At 53.1% G+C, this 18,848-nt stretch carries 18 protein-coding genes; 6 read left to right on the forward strand and 12 right to left on the reverse strand.

The window, feature by feature from the left end:
• Positions 1-9: 9 nt before the first annotated feature.
• Both J2I46_RS02330 and J2I46_RS02335 read left to right on the forward strand, forming a co-directional pair.
• Entirely contained in the window at positions 10-2,220 is a 2,211-nt protein-coding gene (locus tag J2I46_RS02330; RefSeq protein ID WP_207327318.1) for a S9 family peptidase, read from the forward strand.
• Positions 2,221-2,543: 323 nt separating this feature from the next.
• Complete coding sequence (locus tag J2I46_RS02335) at positions 2,544-3,098, forward strand: fasciclin domain-containing protein (protein ID WP_207327319.1); 555 nt, start codon at positions 2,544-2,546, stop codon at positions 3,096-3,098.
• 122 nt (positions 3,099-3,220) lie between these two features.
• On the opposite strand, the gene J2I46_RS02340 is transcribed toward J2I46_RS02335, so the two are convergent.
• The 6 genes from J2I46_RS02340 to cobT form a co-directional block, all read right to left on the reverse strand.
• Complete coding sequence (locus tag J2I46_RS02340; RefSeq protein WP_207327320.1) at positions 3,221-3,763, reverse strand: DUF6580 family putative transport protein; 543 nt, start codon at positions 3,761-3,763, stop codon at positions 3,221-3,223.
• A gap of 53 nt (positions 3,764-3,816) precedes the next feature.
• Complete coding sequence (gene cobC / locus J2I46_RS02345) at positions 3,817-4,407, reverse strand: alpha-ribazole phosphatase (protein WP_207327321.1); 591 nt, start codon at positions 4,405-4,407, stop codon at positions 3,817-3,819.
• A 2-nt stretch (positions 4,408-4,409) separates the two neighbouring features.
• Positions 4,410-4,793 carry a DUF3037 domain-containing protein gene (locus J2I46_RS02350; RefSeq protein ID WP_207328093.1) on the reverse strand — a complete coding sequence of 128 codons (384 nt, stop codon included), beginning with the start codon at positions 4,791-4,793 and terminating at the stop codon, positions 4,410-4,412.
• Positions 4,771-5,556, reverse strand: coding sequence for a HipA family kinase (locus tag J2I46_RS02355; RefSeq protein ID WP_207327322.1), 786 nt, complete (start codon positions 5,554-5,556; stop codon positions 4,771-4,773). Before J2I46_RS02355 ends, J2I46_RS02350 begins: the two co-directional genes overlap by 23 nt.
• A gap of 123 nt (positions 5,557-5,679) precedes the next feature.
• Positions 5,680-6,465 carry an adenosylcobinamide-GDP ribazoletransferase gene (locus J2I46_RS02360; RefSeq protein ID WP_207327323.1) on the reverse strand — a complete coding sequence of 262 codons (786 nt, stop codon included), beginning with the start codon at positions 6,463-6,465 and terminating at the stop codon, positions 5,680-5,682.
• A gap of 85 nt (positions 6,466-6,550) precedes the next feature.
• Entirely contained in the window at positions 6,551-7,597 is a 1,047-nt protein-coding gene (gene cobT / locus J2I46_RS02365; RefSeq protein WP_207328094.1) for a nicotinate-nucleotide--dimethylbenzimidazole phosphoribosyltransferase, read from the reverse strand.
• Between the two features lie 66 nt (positions 7,598-7,663).
• Between cobT and J2I46_RS02370 the strand changes: the two genes are divergently transcribed.
• Complete coding sequence (locus J2I46_RS02370; protein ID WP_207327324.1) at positions 7,664-8,158, forward strand: DUF421 domain-containing protein; 495 nt, start codon at positions 7,664-7,666, stop codon at positions 8,156-8,158.
• 10 nt (positions 8,159-8,168) lie between these two features.
• Here J2I46_RS02370 and J2I46_RS02375 read toward each other — a convergent pair whose 3' ends face one another.
• On the reverse strand, positions 8,169-9,083 hold the full coding sequence (locus J2I46_RS02375) for a 1-aminocyclopropane-1-carboxylate deaminase/D-cysteine desulfhydrase (protein ID WP_207327325.1): 915 nt from the start codon (positions 9,081-9,083) through the stop codon (positions 8,169-8,171).
• Between the two features lie 71 nt (positions 9,084-9,154).
• Here J2I46_RS02375 and J2I46_RS02380 point away from each other — a divergent pair, with 71 nt between their 5' ends.
• A complete protein-coding gene (locus J2I46_RS02380; protein ID WP_207327326.1) occupies positions 9,155-10,180 on the forward strand; it encodes an RluA family pseudouridine synthase in 1,026 nt (341 codons plus the stop codon).
• Entirely contained in the window at positions 10,177-10,629 is a 453-nt protein-coding gene (locus tag J2I46_RS02385) for a GNAT family N-acetyltransferase (protein ID WP_207327327.1), read from the forward strand. The genes J2I46_RS02380 and J2I46_RS02385 overlap by 4 nt, the downstream gene beginning before the upstream one ends.
• A gap of 179 nt (positions 10,630-10,808) precedes the next feature.
• Here the strand turns inward: J2I46_RS02385 and J2I46_RS02390 are convergent, their stop codons facing one another.
• The 4 genes from J2I46_RS02390 to J2I46_RS02405 all read right to left on the reverse strand — a co-directional run bounded on the left by J2I46_RS02390 (position 10,809) and on the right by J2I46_RS02405 (position 16,392).
• On the reverse strand, positions 10,809-11,612 hold the full coding sequence (locus tag J2I46_RS02390; protein ID WP_207327328.1) for an alpha/beta fold hydrolase: 804 nt from the start codon (positions 11,610-11,612) through the stop codon (positions 10,809-10,811).
• Between the two features lie 96 nt (positions 11,613-11,708).
• Positions 11,709-13,013, reverse strand: coding sequence for a DUF4403 family protein (locus tag J2I46_RS02395; protein ID WP_229379447.1), 1,305 nt, complete (start codon positions 13,011-13,013; stop codon positions 11,709-11,711).
• A 214-nt stretch (positions 13,014-13,227) separates the two neighbouring features.
• Entirely contained in the window at positions 13,228-14,232 is a 1,005-nt protein-coding gene (locus J2I46_RS02400) for a DUF8465 domain-containing protein (RefSeq protein WP_207327330.1), read from the reverse strand.
• A 48-nt stretch (positions 14,233-14,280) separates the two neighbouring features.
• Positions 14,281-16,392, reverse strand: a complete 2,112-nt coding sequence (locus J2I46_RS02405) for a TonB-dependent receptor (RefSeq protein WP_207327331.1) — start codon at positions 16,390-16,392, stop codon at positions 14,281-14,283.
• A 354-nt stretch (positions 16,393-16,746) separates the two neighbouring features.
• Here J2I46_RS02405 and J2I46_RS02410 point away from each other — a divergent pair, with 354 nt between their 5' ends.
• Positions 16,747-17,889, forward strand: a complete 1,143-nt coding sequence (locus J2I46_RS02410; protein WP_229379448.1) for a spore photoproduct lyase family protein — start codon at positions 16,747-16,749, stop codon at positions 17,887-17,889.
• A gap of 119 nt (positions 17,890-18,008) precedes the next feature.
• On the opposite strand, the gene J2I46_RS02415 is transcribed toward J2I46_RS02410, so the two are convergent.
• On the reverse strand, positions 18,009-18,770 hold the full coding sequence (locus J2I46_RS02415) for a hypothetical protein (protein ID WP_207327332.1): 762 nt from the start codon (positions 18,768-18,770) through the stop codon (positions 18,009-18,011).
• Between the last annotated feature and the right edge of the window lie 78 nt (positions 18,771-18,848).

Genomic DNA, 18,848 nt, shown 5'->3' on the forward strand with positions numbered 1-18,848 from the left:
TCTTCATCTATGCGCATAATACGATCCCTGCTCCTACTTACCGGGCTGCTGATAGCTCATTTTTCGCCAGCTCAATTCCGTTCCCGAGCCGTCAGATGGACTGCCGATGGTAATGCTACACTTTCCAGTGCCAAAAATGCGATCATCCGCACCGATGTTCGCACCGGTACCGAAACCGAGCTTGTGTCGGCAGCCGAACTTACGCCTACCGGGGGAAAAGCTCCTATCACCGTGGCTGATTTTGCCTTTAGCCGCGACTCGAGTACCGTTCTGATTTTCACAAACACAGCCCGCGTGTGGCGCTACAATACCCGCGGCGATTATTACGTGCTGACTCGCCCGAAACCAGGGACTTCAGGTACGTTGCGGCAGGTTGGGGCCAAACAACCCAGCCAGTCGATGCTGTACGCCAAACTTTCGCCCGACGGGAAACGGGTGGCGTATGTCAGCAAAAGCAATCTGTTCTCGGAAGAAATAGCCACCGGCAAAACCACGCAACTTACTAGCGACGGTACCCGCCAGCGTATCAACGGTACGTTTGACTGGGCATATGAAGAGGAATTCGGTTGCCGCGATGGTTTCCGCTGGAGCCCCGACAGCAAACAACTCCTTTACTGGCAGGTCGACGCCAGCAAAATCCGGGATTTTCTGATGATCGATAATACCGATTCGATCTACTCCTACACCATTCCGGTCGAGTATCCGAAAGTTGGTGAATCGCCCTCGCCTACCCGTCTTGGCGTTGTCTCGGCAACGGGTGGCACTACGAAGTGGCTGACCATACCCGGCGATGCAGCCCAGCACTATCTGGTCCGGGCCGAGTGGTTCCCGACGGCCAATCCAGCGGGTAACGAGCTGATTGTTCAGCAGTTAAATCGTAAACAAAACGAGAGCATCATCTACATTTGCCAACCCGCGAAGAACCTGGTTACGCCTATTTTCACGGAAACGGACAAAGCCTGGATCGACATCAAAGCCCGCTGGGACCGCGATGATCCGACCGGCTGGGAATGGACCAACGGGGGCAAATCATTCCTGTGGGTGTCGGAGAAAGATGGCTGGCGTCATATATACCTGTTCAGCCGCGATGGAAAAACACAGACACTGCTGACTCCGGGCAACTACGATATGGCCGAACTGGAACGCATCGACGAAGCCGGGGGATATGTCTACTTCACTGCCTCGCCCGATAACGCCACGCAGCGTTATCTGTACCGCGTGCCGCTGAACGGGTCAGGGAAACTTGAACGACTTTCGCCGGCTAACCAGGCGGGTACGCACGGGTACGATGTATCGCCGAACGGACAGGTTGCCTTGCACACCTTCACGAACTCGACCACACCACCAGGCCGTTCGTGGGTAAGACTGCCCGATCACTCACCCTTGCGGTCAGGTACGTCGCCGGGCAGACCAACACAGGCACGCGGGAAAAACATTCGCTTTTTCACCGTCACCACGACCGATAACGTGACGCTCGATGGCTGGATGGCCCTGCCGCCTGCTTTCGACAGTACCAAGCGTTATCCGATTGTTTTCCAGGTGTATGGCGAACCGGCTGCCGTAACCACAAACGATGTGTTTTCGGCCGGCAACAATGACCTGTTTGTGGGCGATATGCTCAAAGAAGGGTACATCTACGCTGCACTCGACAACCGGGGAACACCCGCTCTGAAAGGTGCCGCCTGGCGCAAAAGCATTTACCGGCAGATTGGCCGCATGAATATTCGTGATCAGGCGATGGGCGCCCGGGCGCTGTTCGCCCGCCACTCGTTTATCGACACCAGCCGTGTTGCCGTCTGGGGCTGGAGCGGCGGCGGCTCTACTACGTTGAATCTGCTGTTCCAGTATCCGGACATCTACCAAACCGGCATTGCCGTGGCCGCTGTAGCCAACCAACTGACCTACGATAATATTTATCAGGAGCGTTACATGGGCCTCCCTCAGGAAAACCGCGAGGATTTTGTGGCTGGCTCACCCATCTCGCACGTTAAGGGCCTGAAAGGAAACCTATTGTACATCCACGGAACGGGCGACGATAATGTGCACTACGCCAATGCCGAAATGCTGGTCAACGAACTGGTGAAGTACAACAAGATGTTCCAGTTCATGGCGTATCCGAACCGGTCGCACGGTATTTTTGAAGGGGCTGGTACACGCCAGCATTTAAGCACACTGTATACTGAGTTCTTAAAGAAAAACTGTCCGGCCGGTGGCCGGTAGGCAACGGGTGATGGGTAAATCGTAGCGGCTTAAACCAATACCAGTTCACATTGTACCGACGGGTTACTACGGGGTCAGGCACCTTTTAGTAGCCCGTTTTTTTTTAAGTGTTTTCCAAGACACATATGAGTAGAAGCGCGTTTAACATCAGCCATAATTCGTTAAACAAGGATCTTATCTATTAAGATAGTGAACTCATTATCAGACTATTGAAAAATATTTTTACTGACAAAAAATCCAAGCTATCAAGTTCTGCCGTAGGTCTTTCCGTCGATCGATCACACAGAGTTTCACACACAAATCAAGTAAATCAAATTACCAACATGAAGACGATTAAACTTCTTTTTTCGATGCTTGCCGTAGCCGCTATCAGCACGGGAGCTTTTGCCCAGGAGAAAACAGTAACAGTAGGTGGTGCCCCAATGTACCCATCGAAAAACATAGTTGAGAACGCAGTAAACTCAAAAGATCATACGACGCTGGTGGCTGCTGTTAAAGCGGCAGGATTGGTAGAGACCCTCTCGAGCCCTGGCCCGTTCACTGTGTTTGCCCCAACCAACAAAGCGTTTGATAAACTGCCAGCCGGTACGGTTGAAACGCTGGTGAAGCCAGAGAACAAAGCCACACTCACAAGCATCCTGACCTACCACGTGGTGTCGGGTAAAGTGAGCGCCATGGACCTCATGAACCAGATCAAACAGGGTGGCGGAAAAGCTACGCTGAAGACAGTGGCCGGTGGAACACTGACTGCCACACAGAAAGGCAAGAAAATCATGCTGACCGACGAAAAAGGTGGCATGGCAACCGTGACAATCGCCGATGTTAATCAGTCTAATGGCGTGATTCACGTAATCGATACCGTGTTGATGCCTAACTAGGCACACGGCTTACCACCTATGTAGATGTGCCCGGGCCCAATGGTCCGGGCTTTTTTGTGGCCGGTTAACCAAAAAAAGCCCCGCCATGTATGGCGGGGCTTCACAACAAAAAAGATTCAGAACTACACCATTGCTGGACGCAACACGGCGAAACGACGTTGTAACAGTGCGTAGCCCCCGAAAAGCAAACCGCTGAAGAACAGATCGCCAAGCAGCCCGTTCAGGAAAAACGACTGGTTATTATAGAAAGCCAGACCAGCCGTATAGCAGCCAAGCAGACCGCCAGCCGTTTGCGGGTAATACGAACTACCATACCAGACCGCAAAGTTGGTGATCAGGAAGAACAGGATCGAGGCTGCAACCGATCCTCCTACTACCCGGCCAACGGTTGGTTTAGTCAGGGCAACCACACCAATAAGCCAGGCGAGCGCCAGCGAGCCATACACAGCACCCATTGTGCCATGAAACCCGATTAGCCAGTCGCTGAGCAGCATGGCCAGGACGGGAACGATCAGCCCCAGCCATTTCTTCTCGAACAGGGCGCCGCCAAACAACGCCATGGCCATTACTGGTGTTGCGTTGGGCGGATGGGGTAAAAACCGCGAAACGGCAACAAGCAGAATAAGCGAAGCGGTGGTAGTCAGGCGAATATGAAGTGGTTTCATAAAAAGTGTAACGTTTATAGATCTACGTTCAGGCCCTGAAAAGGCTGTTTTGTTTAACGATTGATGTATGCTACTGTGTACGTTCCGTTCTGAACAGCCAGTTTCGAAACGGCTCCGTAGTCGAGATGGAGGCGGTAGGCGTTTTGCAAAGGTAACTCCAGGAATAAACACAGCAAAGCACGGATTACCCCACCATGGCTGACAATATATACTGTTTTAGGTGATTCGGCATTGGCTAGTGGCAGGACTTTCTCACGCCAGAACTCACTGACGCGATCAAAAACAGCACGAAATGAATCGCCATTGTGCGGAGCCTGATTCACGAAATCAACCATCCAGGCATCGAGTGCATCCCGGGGAATATCGCTCCAGGGCAGCATCTCCCAATCACCAAAGTGATATTCACGCAACCGATCGTCGAACCGTATGTATTCTTTTCGCGTCGGAGTCGTTAGGTCCTCTGCCAGGTGTCGGCATCGTGTCAGTGGGCTGGAAAATACCACATCAGGGGCCGTAGCAGGCAGATTAAGTAACAGCTTAGCTGCCTGCTCAGCATAGTTATCAGCCAATTTCACGTCAGTGCCACCATAGCAGACTGATTTGCCAACGGCAACTTCTGTATGTCGTATTAAGTAGATAGTCATCGTTAATGAACCAACTGGTCATACAGCCGGTCGAGGGTTTGTTGTGGATCAGCGCAAAGGCCGGGATGCACGGGTGAGGTCTGGACAATGGTGCTGCGCGTTGCTGTGAGCCAGCGAAACCGGGAAGCAACTGGCAACTGCCCGATTGGGCCGCCCGTTTTCCGACCGGTACATATTTGCTCGAAAGCGCCGAGTCTAGCCGCGATTTCGTCAGGGTCAGGTACGTTAGAGAACGCCGCTAACCGCTCAACGGGCAGCGTACACCGTGCTTTCAGAAAGCCCTGCGACGCACAGTACAACACCACGCCCACATTGATGAACTCTTCGCGCTCGACCCGCGGCACTACGCGGATGACAGCATACTCAAACAAGTGCATTTCTGACATCATTGGCGGCGGTAACGAATCGTTCAGACTCAGCAAGCCGGGTCGTTAAAAACTGGAAATAGATATTGCGCTGCTCTTCAGCGGTGGTTTCTGCGCCTTCCGTCATCAGCCAGTCGTCGGGAATAAGCGAAATAATTTCGCGGATACGATCGGCGGTCAGTAAAGCCCTGTATTCGGCATCAACGGTTGTCAGTTCCGACGCCTGTGGCAAGAGTACATGATCTTTCACTGAGGCAAACGGGCGGCGAGCCTGCTCTTCCCAGGGTTGTCCACTGTGGTGGAAATACAGTGCCGCCCCATGATCAATCAGCCATAACTCCTTGTGCCACATCAACATATTTGTATTCCGGGCCGTACGGTCCACGTTTGTTACGAAACAATCCAGCCACACGATCTGCGACGCAAGCCGAGGCTCAACGGTCGTAACCAGGGGATCGAACGTAATAGCGCCCGAGAGGTAATGCAGGGCCAGATTTAGCCCAGCGCTGGCTTTCAGCAGATCCTGGATTTCTTCATCGGGCTCTGTTCGGCCGAAGGCAGGATCCAGATTCGCGAATACCAGTTCGGGGATCCGCAGGCCGAGCGTTCTGGCCAGTTCACCGGCAATCAATTCGGCGATCAGTGCTTTGGTACCCTGCCCCGCTCCCCGAAATTTCAGCACGTACAAAAAATCGTCGTCGGCTTCAGCCAAAGCAGGCAGCGACCCACCCTCACGCAGTGGCGTAACGTACCTGGTTACATTGACTGTTCTAAGTTCCAGCATAGTGACATGTCATTCAGAGGTATTCGGTAGTTATTGAGTGGCATTGGGTAGCCAGTAATTCTCCTGGACTGTTTCCTCCAACAAATGCCGCCGCAGCAAATGGCCACTTAATGCCGTTTCTTATCAAAGGCTGACCCAAACCAGGGATACATATGACAGGTAAACGACGACCTCGGTTAGTTGTTGGGTGGCACCGAGGCAATCGCCGGTGTAGCCGCCGAGCCATTTGGTAAAGAAGCGCATTAATCGCCAACGCACCAGCCAGAGGGGTATCAGGAACGTCAGATAGACCCATAATCCACTCAGCGCGACCAGCCCCAGCAGTGGGGCCAGGCCAAAGAATGTAGCTATCCCCAATGGCAAACCCTTTATTCCGCCCTTGGCAATTGGCTTTGCCTTCGATTCTTCGTCCGCTCGGGCGTAAGGCATGCTGGCAATAAGCGTGGTGGCAACCCATCGACTGAGGCTATGTGCCGAGATGTATTTCAACGCCAGTTTCCAGCCGAAGGGTTCGCCGGGTAGCAGTTTCATCAGCGCGAAAAACTTAATGGCAAGCAACAGCCCCAGCCCAACAACCCCATACGTACCCAGCCGACTATCTTTCATGATAGTCAGAATCTGCGTTTTCGTCCAGCCACCGCCGAATCCATCGCAGACATCACCGAAACCATCTTCGTGGAAAGCTCCGGTTGCCCAGATCGTAGAAACCATACTCAGCAGCACGGCCAGCTCAGGCGGAAACAAGATGCTGCCAACCCAGTATGTACCAACCCCGATGCCACCGATGATCCAGCCGATCAGCGGGAAGAAGAGCGTTGATCGGTTCAGCAAATCAGCTGAGTGGTCAATGTCTTTCGGCACCGGCAGCCGGGTATAAAACATCAAAGCGGTGAAGAACAGGGTGCGCATAGGTTGTAAACAGTTTCAGGTACCAGTTATCAATGAACATGCATTAGCACTGCCAGGTACGTTTTCCTACAGCGCTGATGCTTATTCATTGATAACTGGTAACTAATTGTGTACTCACGCCTGCGCTTTCGAACGACGCCATGTCTGTCAGCATTGTCACGGCCGCCTGAACGAGTGGATAGGCCAACGCGCAGCCGGTTCCTTCGCCCAGCCGCAAGCCCAAACTCAGTAACGGTTGCGCATCGAGTTGATCCAGCATGAGCCGGTGACCAGCTTCCTCCGACTGGTGGGTGAACACACAATAATCAGACACGGCGGGGTCGAGTGCACGGGCAACGAGCAAGGCAGCGGTAACGATGAAGCCGTCGATAAGAATAACCATGCCGTTTTCAGCGGCGCACAGGATTCCACCCACGACTGCTGCAATCTCAAAACCACCCATCGCCGATAAAATCGCCATCGGATCGGTCAGGTGCGCGTAGGTATCGGCCACTTCGGTCAACACCGCGAGTTTGTGTATCAATTGGTCGTCAGTCAATCCAGTTCCGCGACCAACGCACTGATTCAGAGGCACTTTGAGCAGGCGATGCATGAGTAAGGCCGCCGACGAACTGTTACCGATGCCCATCTCGCCAAAGCCAACGATGTTGCAATCGCGATGACGTACGCCGTCAACCAGCAACCGGCCGGCATCCATGGCGGCTTCGGTATCATCGGCACTCATGGCGGGCTGATACCGCATGTTGTGCGTACCGGGCTGCACCTTGAACTTTACAAATTCCGGTGTGTTGGCCTCAAACGTACCCCGAACGCCCACATCGCAGACAACAAGCCGAAGACCACTCTGACGGGTAAACGCGTTAATTGCCGCCCCACCCGCAATGAAGTTGATCACCATCTGATAGGTAACTTCGGCCGGGTAGGCACTGACACCGTCGGCGGCAATGCCATGATCACCGGCAAACACCAGGATGTGCGGATTCGTCAGCCTCGGGTTTGTGCTTTGCTGAATCAGGCCAATTTGCAGGGCCAGAGTTTCAAGCTGCCCAAGTGCACCCAGTGGTTTTGTTTTCTGGTCGATGAGCTGTTGTAGGCGGGGTTCCAGCGAACGGTCGAGTAGTAAAGCAGGCATGTTGATGGATAAGAAATCGAAACCGCAAAGGTGCGAATCCGTTTTCATTGTTTATGACACATTACCATGGAAAAGCTAATCGATGTTGATTGGGACAAGATGTTCATCCCGTCCAGTTCCATCCTGGAGATATTGATTCGGGGTTCGTTGACCTACTGGGTTGTTTTCCTATACATGCGCTTCGTGCGGCGGAGTAGCGGGCAGCTAAACATCACCGACATCCTCCTGATTACGCTCATATCCGATGCGTCACAGAATGCCATGGCCGGCACGTATGAGTCAGTCACTGAAGGAGCCGCACTGGTAGGTACGTTAGTTGGCTGGGATTACCTGATCAACTGGCTGGGTTTCCGCTCGGCCTTTTTCGGCCGCCTTGGCAACCCGGAGCCCACGCTTTTGGTAAAAAATGGTGTTATTCAGAAGCAAAACCTCAAACGGGAATTGATCACCGAGGATGAATTAATCAGCCTACTCCGCCAGCAAGGCATCGAAGACGTTGCCGACGTGAAGCAATGCTATCTGGAAGGCAGCGGCTCACTGAGTGTCATTCAGAAAAAATAGCCCTTACTACTTACCCGTTACGGCCCTGCAATCCACCAGTATGGATCGCTACTACGGTTGCTCCCTCAGAGAAATACCCCTGACAAGCTAGTGTATAGAGCGCAAACAGCAGTTTTCCCGTATAGACATGGTCGAGCAGCACACCTGTTTTACGCTCAAAATCGAGCATGAACTGGCGAAGGGCGGGCGTAGTTCGGGCATAGCCCCCCTGATGAAAATCGGTTCTGATCGAAACGTTTGGCGGCAATTGCTCAGGTAAGCCGGCAAAATAAGCGTTTCGGCCGTCCGGTACTTTCAACGCCGACATACCAAGCACATGTACCGATTCGGGAGCCGACAGCAGCAAGCCTGCCAACGTGCCGCCTGTACCCACGGCGCAGGCCACCGTGTCGGGCCACCGATCCAGCTGGTTGCGAAGTTCAGGCATGATTTCGGCTGCGCCGCGAATGGCCAGGTCATTTGTACCGCCTTCAGGCAATCTATAACAGGGGCCATAACGTACCTGAAGCTCCTGCTGGAAATCAGCCTCTTCAGCGCGCAGGTACGTTGCCCTATCAACGAAATGAAGCACCATTCCCTGTTCCCGGCAGAATGTCAGTGTGGGGTTGAGCGGCTTTTTCGCCAGCTCGTCACCGCGCACAATGCCAATCGTTTTGAAGCCAAAAACCCTTCCTGCTGCCGCCGTAGCGTATAAATGATTGGAGTAAGCTCCTCCAAAAGTTAGTAACGTAGTGTACCCTAACCTCTCGGCCTCGATCAGATTATACTTTAGTTTCCGCCATTTATTGCCCGACACCAGCGGGTGCAGCAGATCATCCCGTTTCAAATAAAGGTGAATGGGCACTGGCTCAGAAAAAGGGTCTGGCAGGAACTGTAGGGGCGACTGGCCGACAATCTGGTCAAGATGAGCCACTAAATCGGCCATGGTGTGTAATTTTGGATAAATTATGGTTAAGGGCCGGGGCAGTTCGCCTTTGTCATTGACCACTTAGCACTATGATCGATCAAGATACCCAACCCGACGAACTGGAGGAAGATGACCTGTTTGAACATCACAGAATCGTCGTCGATGCGGGTCAGGCCATGCTTCGGATCGACCGGTTTTTAGATACGAAATTAGCCAATACTTCCCGCACAAAGCTACAGGCCGCCATTGATGCGGGCAGCGTAAAAGTAAATGGCCAGGCTGTCAAGGCCAGTTATAAAGTAAAGCCCGTTGATCTGATAACGGTCTCGCTCCCCCACCCGATCCGCGACACCACCATTATTCCGCAGAATATCCCGATCGACATTGTGTTCGAAGACGACGAACTGATGGTGGTGAATAAACCGGCTGGCATGGTGGTTCACCCCGCCCACGGCAATTGGGACGGCACGCTGGTGAACGCACTGGTATATTATCTTCAGAACCTGCCAACCACCCGCAACGGCGAGGGACGGCCCGGGTTGGTTCATCGCATCGACAAAGACACATCGGGGTTGATGGTGATTGCCAAAACGGAATTTGCCATGAGCCATCTGGCCCGGCAGTTTTTCGAGCACACCATCGAACGTACCTACAACGCTCTGGTATGGGGTGCTCCCGACCCCGCCGACGGTATGATTACGGGCTACATTGGCCGGTCGGCCAGTGACCGGAAAGTGATGACAGTGTATGACGATGAGACCAAAGGCAAATGGTCGGTATCGCACTACAAAACACTGGAAGCCCTGAACTACGTGTCGCTGGTGCAGTGCAATCTTGAAACAGGACGTACCCATCAGATTCGCGCGCATTTTCGGCATATTGGCCACCCTTTATTCAACGACGCAACCTACGGCGGCGATAAGATTCTGCGCGGTAACCCAAACGGAAGCTTTAAAGCGTTCGTCGACAATACCTTTGCCCTGCTGCCCCGCCAGGCACTCCATGCCCGTTCACTTGGGTTCGAGCACCCACGTACCCAGGAATGGTATCAATTTGACTCACCCCTACCCACTGATTTTCAGGCCGCACTAGACAAGTGGCGCAACAAAGTATGATTACGATCCGCACCGGCGTAGAAGCCGACATTCCCCAGGTTCATGACCTGATTGTAGAACTGGCTGTGTATGAAGAGGCCGCCGACCAGATGACCAACACGGTCGAGCAGCTTCGGGAAGACGGCTTCGGGCCCAATCCGCTGTTCCATTTTATGGTGGCTGAAGATGAGGTTACGAAGAAACTTGTTGGCATCTCGCTTTATTATTTCCGCTACTCGACCTGGAAAGGGAAACGCCTTTATCTGGAAGACATCATCATTACCGAAAGCCATCGTGGACAAGGACTCGGCAAAGAATTGCTCGACGCCACGATTGCCAAAGCCCACGAATTAAACTGCACCGGCATGATGTGGCAGGTGCTCGACTGGAACGAACCCGCCATCGGTTTCTACAAACAGTTCGGCACCCGCTTCGACGACGGCTGGACAAACTGCCACCTCGATTTTTAAAGGGGATAGTGGACTATTTTACAGTGTAGATTGCAAAAAAAGGCTTCGCGCTTGTGGCCCCTCGACAGGCTCAGGGTGACAACCCCACTCAGGTGCATCATGAACATCTAGGTATGTATTGTCTCCCTGAGCCTGTCGAAAGGCCACAAGCGCGAAGCTTTTTGCAATGTATCAGCAACCTACTTTCTCAAAAACGCCACGACTTTCCTGGCGAAGTCGGCAGTTCCCATCGTTGAGTTGTGCGTTCCCGGAACGGTGGCGAGTGTAGCATTCGGAAGGACCTTAGCCAGATCAGCGGCTTTGCCATTGTCTTCATCCTGATCGCCCGAAATAACCAGAACCGGCTGTTTAATCCGCTTCAACTCACTCGGCAACGTCACCGGCTGAAACTGCTGCATGTATTTCAACGCCGTCGTATCGGCTCCGGATTTAACCGCGTAATCAACAGCCGGTTGCAGATCGGGATGGCTACCGGGGCGGGCCAACGCTTCATAAAAATGACGGCGACGAATCCAGTTCGGGTCAGAGAAATCCAGCCCCATGCCGCCCAGCACCGCACGACGTACCTGTTTGGCGGGCGCAATGGCCAGCAGCTTCGCCGCAACGATTGACCCGCGCGAATAACCAATCACGTCATACTGCGACAAGCCAAGGTGCTTCATGAGGGCTATCACATCATACGCTTCGATATCGTTCTCATAAGCCGACGCTTTGTGTGGCTTGTCAGATCGGCCGTTTCCCCGCAGATCGAGCGTAACAACGGTATGGCCAGAGTCGGCCAGCATCATGCGGAGGGCTGTACGTTTCCAGGATTCACCGTTACCAATAAACCCGTGAATGAGTACCACCGCAGGCCCGTTCCCGATTTTGTCGTAATGGATCTTCACCCCGTCAGCCGTTGTGAAGAGCGGTTCACGATCTGCCTGTGCTAACGACACTGAGGCAGTTAAACAGCATATGAGTACCAGATATACAGATTTCATGGGCGTTTGATGTAGCACCGAAGCTCCAGCTTCGGAAGTTAAAAACGTTGCGGATCAGACCACTACCAAAGCGGAAGCTTCGGTGCTGGTTCTTGTTTACTCAAGGCCCTGAACGCGCACATTTACTTTACCATTGGCATGAACCACGGCCACCATGGCTGTTGGCGTCAGATACACCTGATCCGGGCTTACCTGATCGATCTTGCCCGATAGCATGACGCCTTTCGCCAGCGGGTAATTCGCCATTCGTTCCTGAATAGACTGTCGAATGGCATCGATCTGATCGCCGACGGGGAAAGTCAGGTTTTTTTCGAGGGTCTTGGCCAACGTGCTCTTCAGCAGCCAGCTTGCTGCCTTTTGAAGCAGGTTTCTGGTTTCCAGGTCGTACGTCAGATTTCTCAGCGTCACCGACCGGGTCTGCGCATCGTAATAGGGTTGACCGCGCAGGTAAATATCGCCGGAAACACTGCCGGAAATGCCCGCCTTGATGATCAGGTTCTCATTTTGTCCGTACAGATCCAGATCAGTAATGGTAATGGAATATGTGCTGAAATTGAACGATTTACCAATCAGCTGCTTTTTGGCCAGGTCTGCCACTTCCGGGTACGTTGCCTCGCTGATGATTCCCACCCGAAAGTCATCATTGACGGTTGGCACCACAGTCAGATCGGGCAGATCGGTGGCAGCCCGAACGGTAGGTTTTGCCCCCACGGTCGTTAGCGTATGCCCCTCCAGGCCAATAGTGGCCCTTAATTCGCCTTGCTCGAAGCGCAGCGGTGTGATCAGAACCCGACGCGGCACCACCGTCAACCAGGTCCGAAACTCGTCGGATACGTTGTATGGCTCACGGATCAGATTCCAGGCGCGCAGCACCGGGGTGCGCAGGTCGATCTTTTCACGTACCTGCTTGTCAAGGGTTTGTGTTACCGTGCCCAGGTTGCTGTTGATCGCCTTGCTGACCAGCCCGGTGATAGGTATATCGAAACCGACCAGCCGAATAGTGGGTTTGGTCACATACTCAAACCCTTCGGCAGTTGTTTTGGTGCTGACAGTCCAGTCTCTATCAATTGAAAACCGGGTGGCGAACCGCAGGTCGATCTCGAAGGTTGTTTCGCCCGATTGCATAAAACCAAGCACTTTCTTGCCCGCTTTCGCCCATATTTTCAGGGGCACGCTGAAGTAAAACAGGCTGTCGCCCTGCACCACACCGGCCTTTACACCAATCGGAGCGCGCTTCCAGACCTTGGTCATGAATGGCGTTCCTCCCCCATCGTCGTCGAATGAGTTGTCTTCGTAAATGAGCCCGCTAACCTGCGCGTTGATCTGGCGCTCTACATCGGCCAGCGCAATGGCAACCGGTATATTGACAGTTGAAATCAGGGCATCGGTGCGTACATCCATACTCGAATTCTGGTAAGCCGCCTTAGGAGCGGTGGGATTCAGGCGATTGGTCTGGCCGGATTGACAGGCAGTTAACACTAACACGCTGTATACTGCACTCACTAAAAGCAGTTGGCAGCTGGCAGAAACAGTACCTAGTAATGTACAGGTCTGCCTGCGATTGGGGCAATTAAGCTTTTTATAGGTGCTGCCAACTGTGACGGCAATTTGCCAACTACTTAAATGTAACTTTCGTGGCACCGTAGCCAAATTTTTGCTTTTGGGCATCTTCAAAAAAACGAACGTTGGGATGGCGACTCAGGTGACGGTGAAGTTCCTGCCGGAGTTTACCCGTTCCCACACCGTGAATAAACGTAATTTCAGGCATCCCGCTGGCAATCGCATTCTCTAAATTTTTCTCGAACGCCCGCAATTGCACGTCAACCAGATCGCCCGGTGATTTTCCGGTTTGGCCACCCGGCATCAATTTTTCAATGTGCAGGTCAACCACCGCCTCCGGTTTAGCAACGGTCACCGTTCCTTCGTCTGATTTCGACTCCAACAGGGCCGATTTAATTGAGTCGGCCTGCGGGCTCATCGAGGCATTGCTGCCCTCGTCGTCAAGTTGAAACAGGTGGCCCGGCTGATTGACGACAGGTACGTTCTGCTTACTCTTAAAGAACGACTGCGCCCGTGGTTTCAGACGTTTCACCAGCGGAACGCGGGCTGGCTGGCCCACTCCGGGGCGGAAATACAGCGCCTGAAACAACAGGGTAGGCCATTGCTCGAACCGCTCCATCACGTACATCTCATTAAGCTTACTGTGCGTTTTGGCCTTTAGCGTGGCACTTTGCAGACCCCGCGTCTTATTATCCCGTTCTTCGGTTACTGTCAGCAGAATATCCCAATCGGTGTTGTTAACGATATGGAGCGCCACGTCCCGGTCGTTCTGAGGCACATACGCCAGATACAACCCTACATTCGATAAAATCTGCCCGGCCGACGTACCCAGCGGAGTGGCCGTCCGTTGCGGAGCAAGCGAGTCGCGTACGTCAGCAGCCTGCCCCGATGGTTTGAACCGTTCCGCTTCCATCGGCGACACAACCACCAGTTCTGACTGCATCACCGGAATTCTGAACCCATCTTCAATCTCAATTTCAACGCGGTTACCCGATAAAAAACGGACAATTACACCCTGCTCTTTTGCCCGGATCATCCGAACCTTATCACCAATGTTCATAGTTTATTATCTTGTTTTCCGACGATGCTCCCAGCCGGAATCTTCAACTCATTTAATGGCCAACCTCAGCCCCACCGTGACGTTTCGGCGGGGGGCGGCGTTGTAATAACGGTTTCCAACCGCATTAAGGTCATAACCGAGGCTGTATGTCTGATCGAGCAGGTTATCGCCACCTACATACAGATCAGCGGCCAAATGCTTACCGATGCTTCGCCGGTAGCCTACCGTTGCCTGTAACAGACGCGTCGGATCGGCCATGACCGTGTTGGCATCGTTTAGCGCAAAAGGCGGCAGGAACTGAAACGTCAGGTGCGCATACACTCCATTGGAATGGGTGTAGTCAATTCCCCAGACGCCTGTGAAAGGTGCCACACCCGGCACTTTGTTTCCAGACAGGTCTACGGCAAGCTGCTGGTAGTTCAGGTACTTGTAATTGGCCAGGGTCAGGCTTTGCCAGATATTCAGACTGGCCCCCTTTCCGGCATTGGATGGACGAAGAACGTCGTAGCGGAGCGACGTTTCCAGCCCCGTTTGCTGTGTATTACCCGCATTGACAAAGTACTCCGCCCCGTTCTCCTGCGAGCGACGCACAATCGTTTCGTGTAACTGAAGTGAATAACCAACTACATCAAACTGAAACCGGTCACCCAGCCTTCCCCGAACGCCCAATTCGGTCTGGACGCCACGCTCCGGATTCAAAGCGGCATTGAAGAACCCCGCCGATGACAGAATTTCCTGACCCGTGGGCGTTGAATAGCCATTACTGAAATTAACGAAAACCGACGCATTCTGACCCAACGTTTTCAGAGCGGATGCCCGAAACAGCCACGCCGGATCGAAGGTGCGTTGTTGTGGGCCAGGGCCGGGTTTACCGGCAATAGAATAGCGGGTAAAATTGTAGCCCGACGTATTCCGACTGACTCCAACGGTCAACAGAACCCCCAGGGGCACCACGTTCAGTTCCTCCTGAACGAACAGGTTCCACTGTTTCGAACGAAGCTCATCATCCGTTTGTAACGTATCAGGTTGCCCGCGTTTATTACCGAAATTGCGCGACCCCGTCCAGTTTGTTTGCCACTCACCACCAAAAACCAGCGCCATCGGCACAGCGCTCTGGGTAGTCGTTTGCGTGAATCGCGTTACCGACCGTACCCCGATACCCTGATCGGCACGGCGTTCGTAGTTGGTTATGAACGGGTTGTTGAACTCCGTCGATGAGCCATATACTACATTGGTTGTCTGCCAGCGGCTATTCCAGGCCATCGTATGCGATAGCCCCGAATAACCCAATTTCTGGTAGATGCCTGCACCCTGCGCGGCGCTGCCTGGTAACGTAGCCGTAGCCGGACGCGACGCTTGCGGGTTCGCCCGGTACTGCGCCTGCGTCAGTCCTCCGGGTGTTTGATAGGCCAGGTCAGAATAGATAAACAGGGCCGTCAGCGTCTGCTTTTCATCCGGCCTGAACGTACCTGTAAACGCAACATTATCGCGCGACATGCCGCTCTGATCACGATAACCATTCGACTGTAAATGGTTTATGCTCAATGCAATAGCCGACCGATCGGTGGCGGTCTGAGCCAGCACTCCATACCCGATCTGACCGTAGCTACCGCCAAGTGCGTTTACATCAACGCGGTTCGTACCGGGTAGTACGGCGGGTCCACTTAGCAGAACTGTCCCGCCCGTATTGGCCCCGTACAGGCTGCCTGACGGCCCTTTGATCACTTCTACCCGCCCCAACATCCGAACATCGAGCGCATTCAGCGGCGTGTTTCCGGCGGCGTCGGTCAGGGGCATATCCTGGTAGTACACCTTTACGTTGCGCACCCCAAACGGCGACCGAATCAGACTTCCCCGGATCGAAAGGCGATAGCTACCAGGCGAACGCTCGTCCATCCGCACGCCCGGCAGCGTATTCATGGCCGACACTAATGTTGGTGTGGCAAACCGTTGCACCAGATCACGACGAGACAGCAGACCAACCGAGGCGGCCGTAGTAAGCACCGAGCGGTTACTTTCGTAAGCCCGCACCACCACCTCGTTGAGTGAGCGCGCCGTTAAGGTATCGGTAGTAGCCGAAATCAAACTGTCGGGCGACTGTGCCAGCATGGAGATAGTCGTTAACAGCAAAAGCGGGCAGAAAATAAACTCTGGTCTCATAGATTGACAAATGTATGACTCCCCTACCTAAGCAGCCTTCGCTCATTCCTAATTAGTACAGAAATGTTTGCAGTTACTCCCGGCAGGGTGTTTGACTCGTTCACGTTTGCATTTATGAGTTGAGCGAAACAGCTAGCTACTGCTATAACTATATCCAGGTAAAAAGAAGCACAATTGTTACTAATATTATCATTTGTGATACTTGTTGGCCGATTAACTGGTCACTAGCCGATCTGTTGTCTGGCGGACTACGCCCATTTACTTCATCCAGATTTAACGTTGATAAAAGCACAATTTTCAGGCATAAATCATCCAAAATGGAGCGTTTAACGCCTTTTAAGTGTTTTTTATGTGATGGAAGATGTGATCGAGAATCGTGTGGAAAGTGCGCCAAAAACCGATCTGCGGTCGGCGCGGGTATGGATGCCCAAGCGGGTTTTGTTTACGCCCGATGCGTTGAATGAGCCCTTTGGGCAACAGATTTATGACCGTGTTTCGTCACTGAACCTCCCGATCGAGGTAATGAAAAATAACCGGCTTACGGGCCTGCGCGGAACTGACGAACGCGAAACATACCGGATAGCCAAGAATACGCTGGCAGTGGTTAATGCGCCCCCGTCGGCCATGCGCCTGCAACCCATTCCCCCCTCGGCCGACTGGCAGATGAACCTGGCCGAAGGCTGCCCTGCCCATTGCCACTATTGCTATCTGGCCGGTAGTTTACAGGGTCCGCCTGTGGTGCGGGTTTATGCTAACCTGCCTTCCATGCTGGCTCATACGGCTACGTACGAAGGAACCTATCCACCCAATAAAAGCTGGCAGGAATCTGACAGCAGCCGCCCAACTACCTTTGAGGTAAGCTGTTATACCGACGTATTGGGCATTGAACACCTGACTGGCAGCCTTGCAGAGTGCATCCGGTATTATGGTTCACGGGAAAAAGGTCAGCTACGGTTTGTGACCAAATACGATCAGGTTGATAGCCTGATTGACTTGCCCCATAATGGGCAAACGCGGGCCCGGTTCAGCCTCAATGCCGAGCCTGTTGCCCGAAAACTGGAAGGTGGCACCGCATCGATCGAAGCGCGTTTGCAGGCGTTGCGCAAACTGGCGTTACCGCGTGAAAAAGGCGGAGGAGGATATCCGGTTGGTGTAGTGCTGGCCCCGATCATGCCTATTCCGAACTGGCGGGAAGAGTACACGTCGCTGCTTGACCGAATTTATGCTGCGCTCGATTATGGTATAAATGCGAACGTACTCGATTTGAACGTCGAGTTCATTAGCCATCGATTTACACCCGGTTCGAAAGATGTGCTCATGCAATGGTATCCGAACACGTCGCTCGATATGGACGAAGCTGGCCGCTCGCAGAAACGAAACAAGTTTGGGGGTACTAAGTACGTATATCAACCCACCGACATGCAGGAATTGAAACGGTTCTTCTACGACGAATGGGCGAAGCGTTTCCCCGCGGCGCCTATTCTTTACTGGACGTAAATTGGGGCTGTAGTGGTTAACTGGTGGACTAGTTGATTGGTTGGCTGGCTTTACGAAGTGTATAACCTCTTATCCAGTTAACCAATCAACTAGTCCACCAGTTAACCAATGAACCAACCTCAGAACACGTAATTCCGTGAGCGGAACTGGATGGTAACTCCTGCAGAGATGATGGCCATACTCAGTTTTTTCTGGCTGTTCATGGTGGTCTGTTTCGAGATATTCCCCAGTTGCGATTCTACAGGTACGTCGTTAAAGGCAAATGCAGCCGAGCTATAGTCGCCATTTATGTGAAGCGCGATAGCCGGTGTTATACGGTAGCGGGCAGTTAGGCCAATACCTGCTGAAATTGCTTTCGACTCCTGATTATCGGTGCGAATCATGGTGCTTACCTGGTTTACCTGTCCCTGAACGCAGGTTTCGGGGCAAGTAGCCCAGATTTGGCCGGCCATTGCCCGTATGTCAAGCGAGACACGGCCAACTGGTATGGTTACGTACGGCCCCAGCATGATACTCCGGGTCTGCCACTGCCCCGCCCGACCAACCGCTGCCGTAGCTGTTAGTTTGTCGCCCGGAGACTGTACAAACTGACTCACCAGCGCATTTGGGTCAATTCCATTGTAAGTTTGCTCATAGCGAGCCATCAGACCAAGTGGCCCGGCCATCCTATAACCGCCTGAAAAACTCATCGACTGGCCTCGAATGGCCATACCGCTACTCGCTTCGCTGGTGCGTTGCGCAAACGTACCCATGGGCTGGCTGATGCCCGCCGAAATAGAAATAAATCCGTTCTTTTGGAGCGTATTGTAAATAAAGGCCTTTTGCGCCATCCCGACCGAGGCAGTAAGCGTCAGCAGGAAAAGTAGTAAAGTCCGTTTCATAGGGAGAGCAGTCGTTATCAAGACAATAGTTGGTTACTAGGCCCTCTAACAAATGCGATGCCAGAATTATAAAACCGG

Origin of the sequence: Fibrella forsythiae, from assembly GCF_017353175.1 — a bacterium.
Taxonomy (GTDB): domain Bacteria; phylum Bacteroidota; class Bacteroidia; order Cytophagales; family Spirosomataceae; genus Fibrella; species Fibrella forsythiae.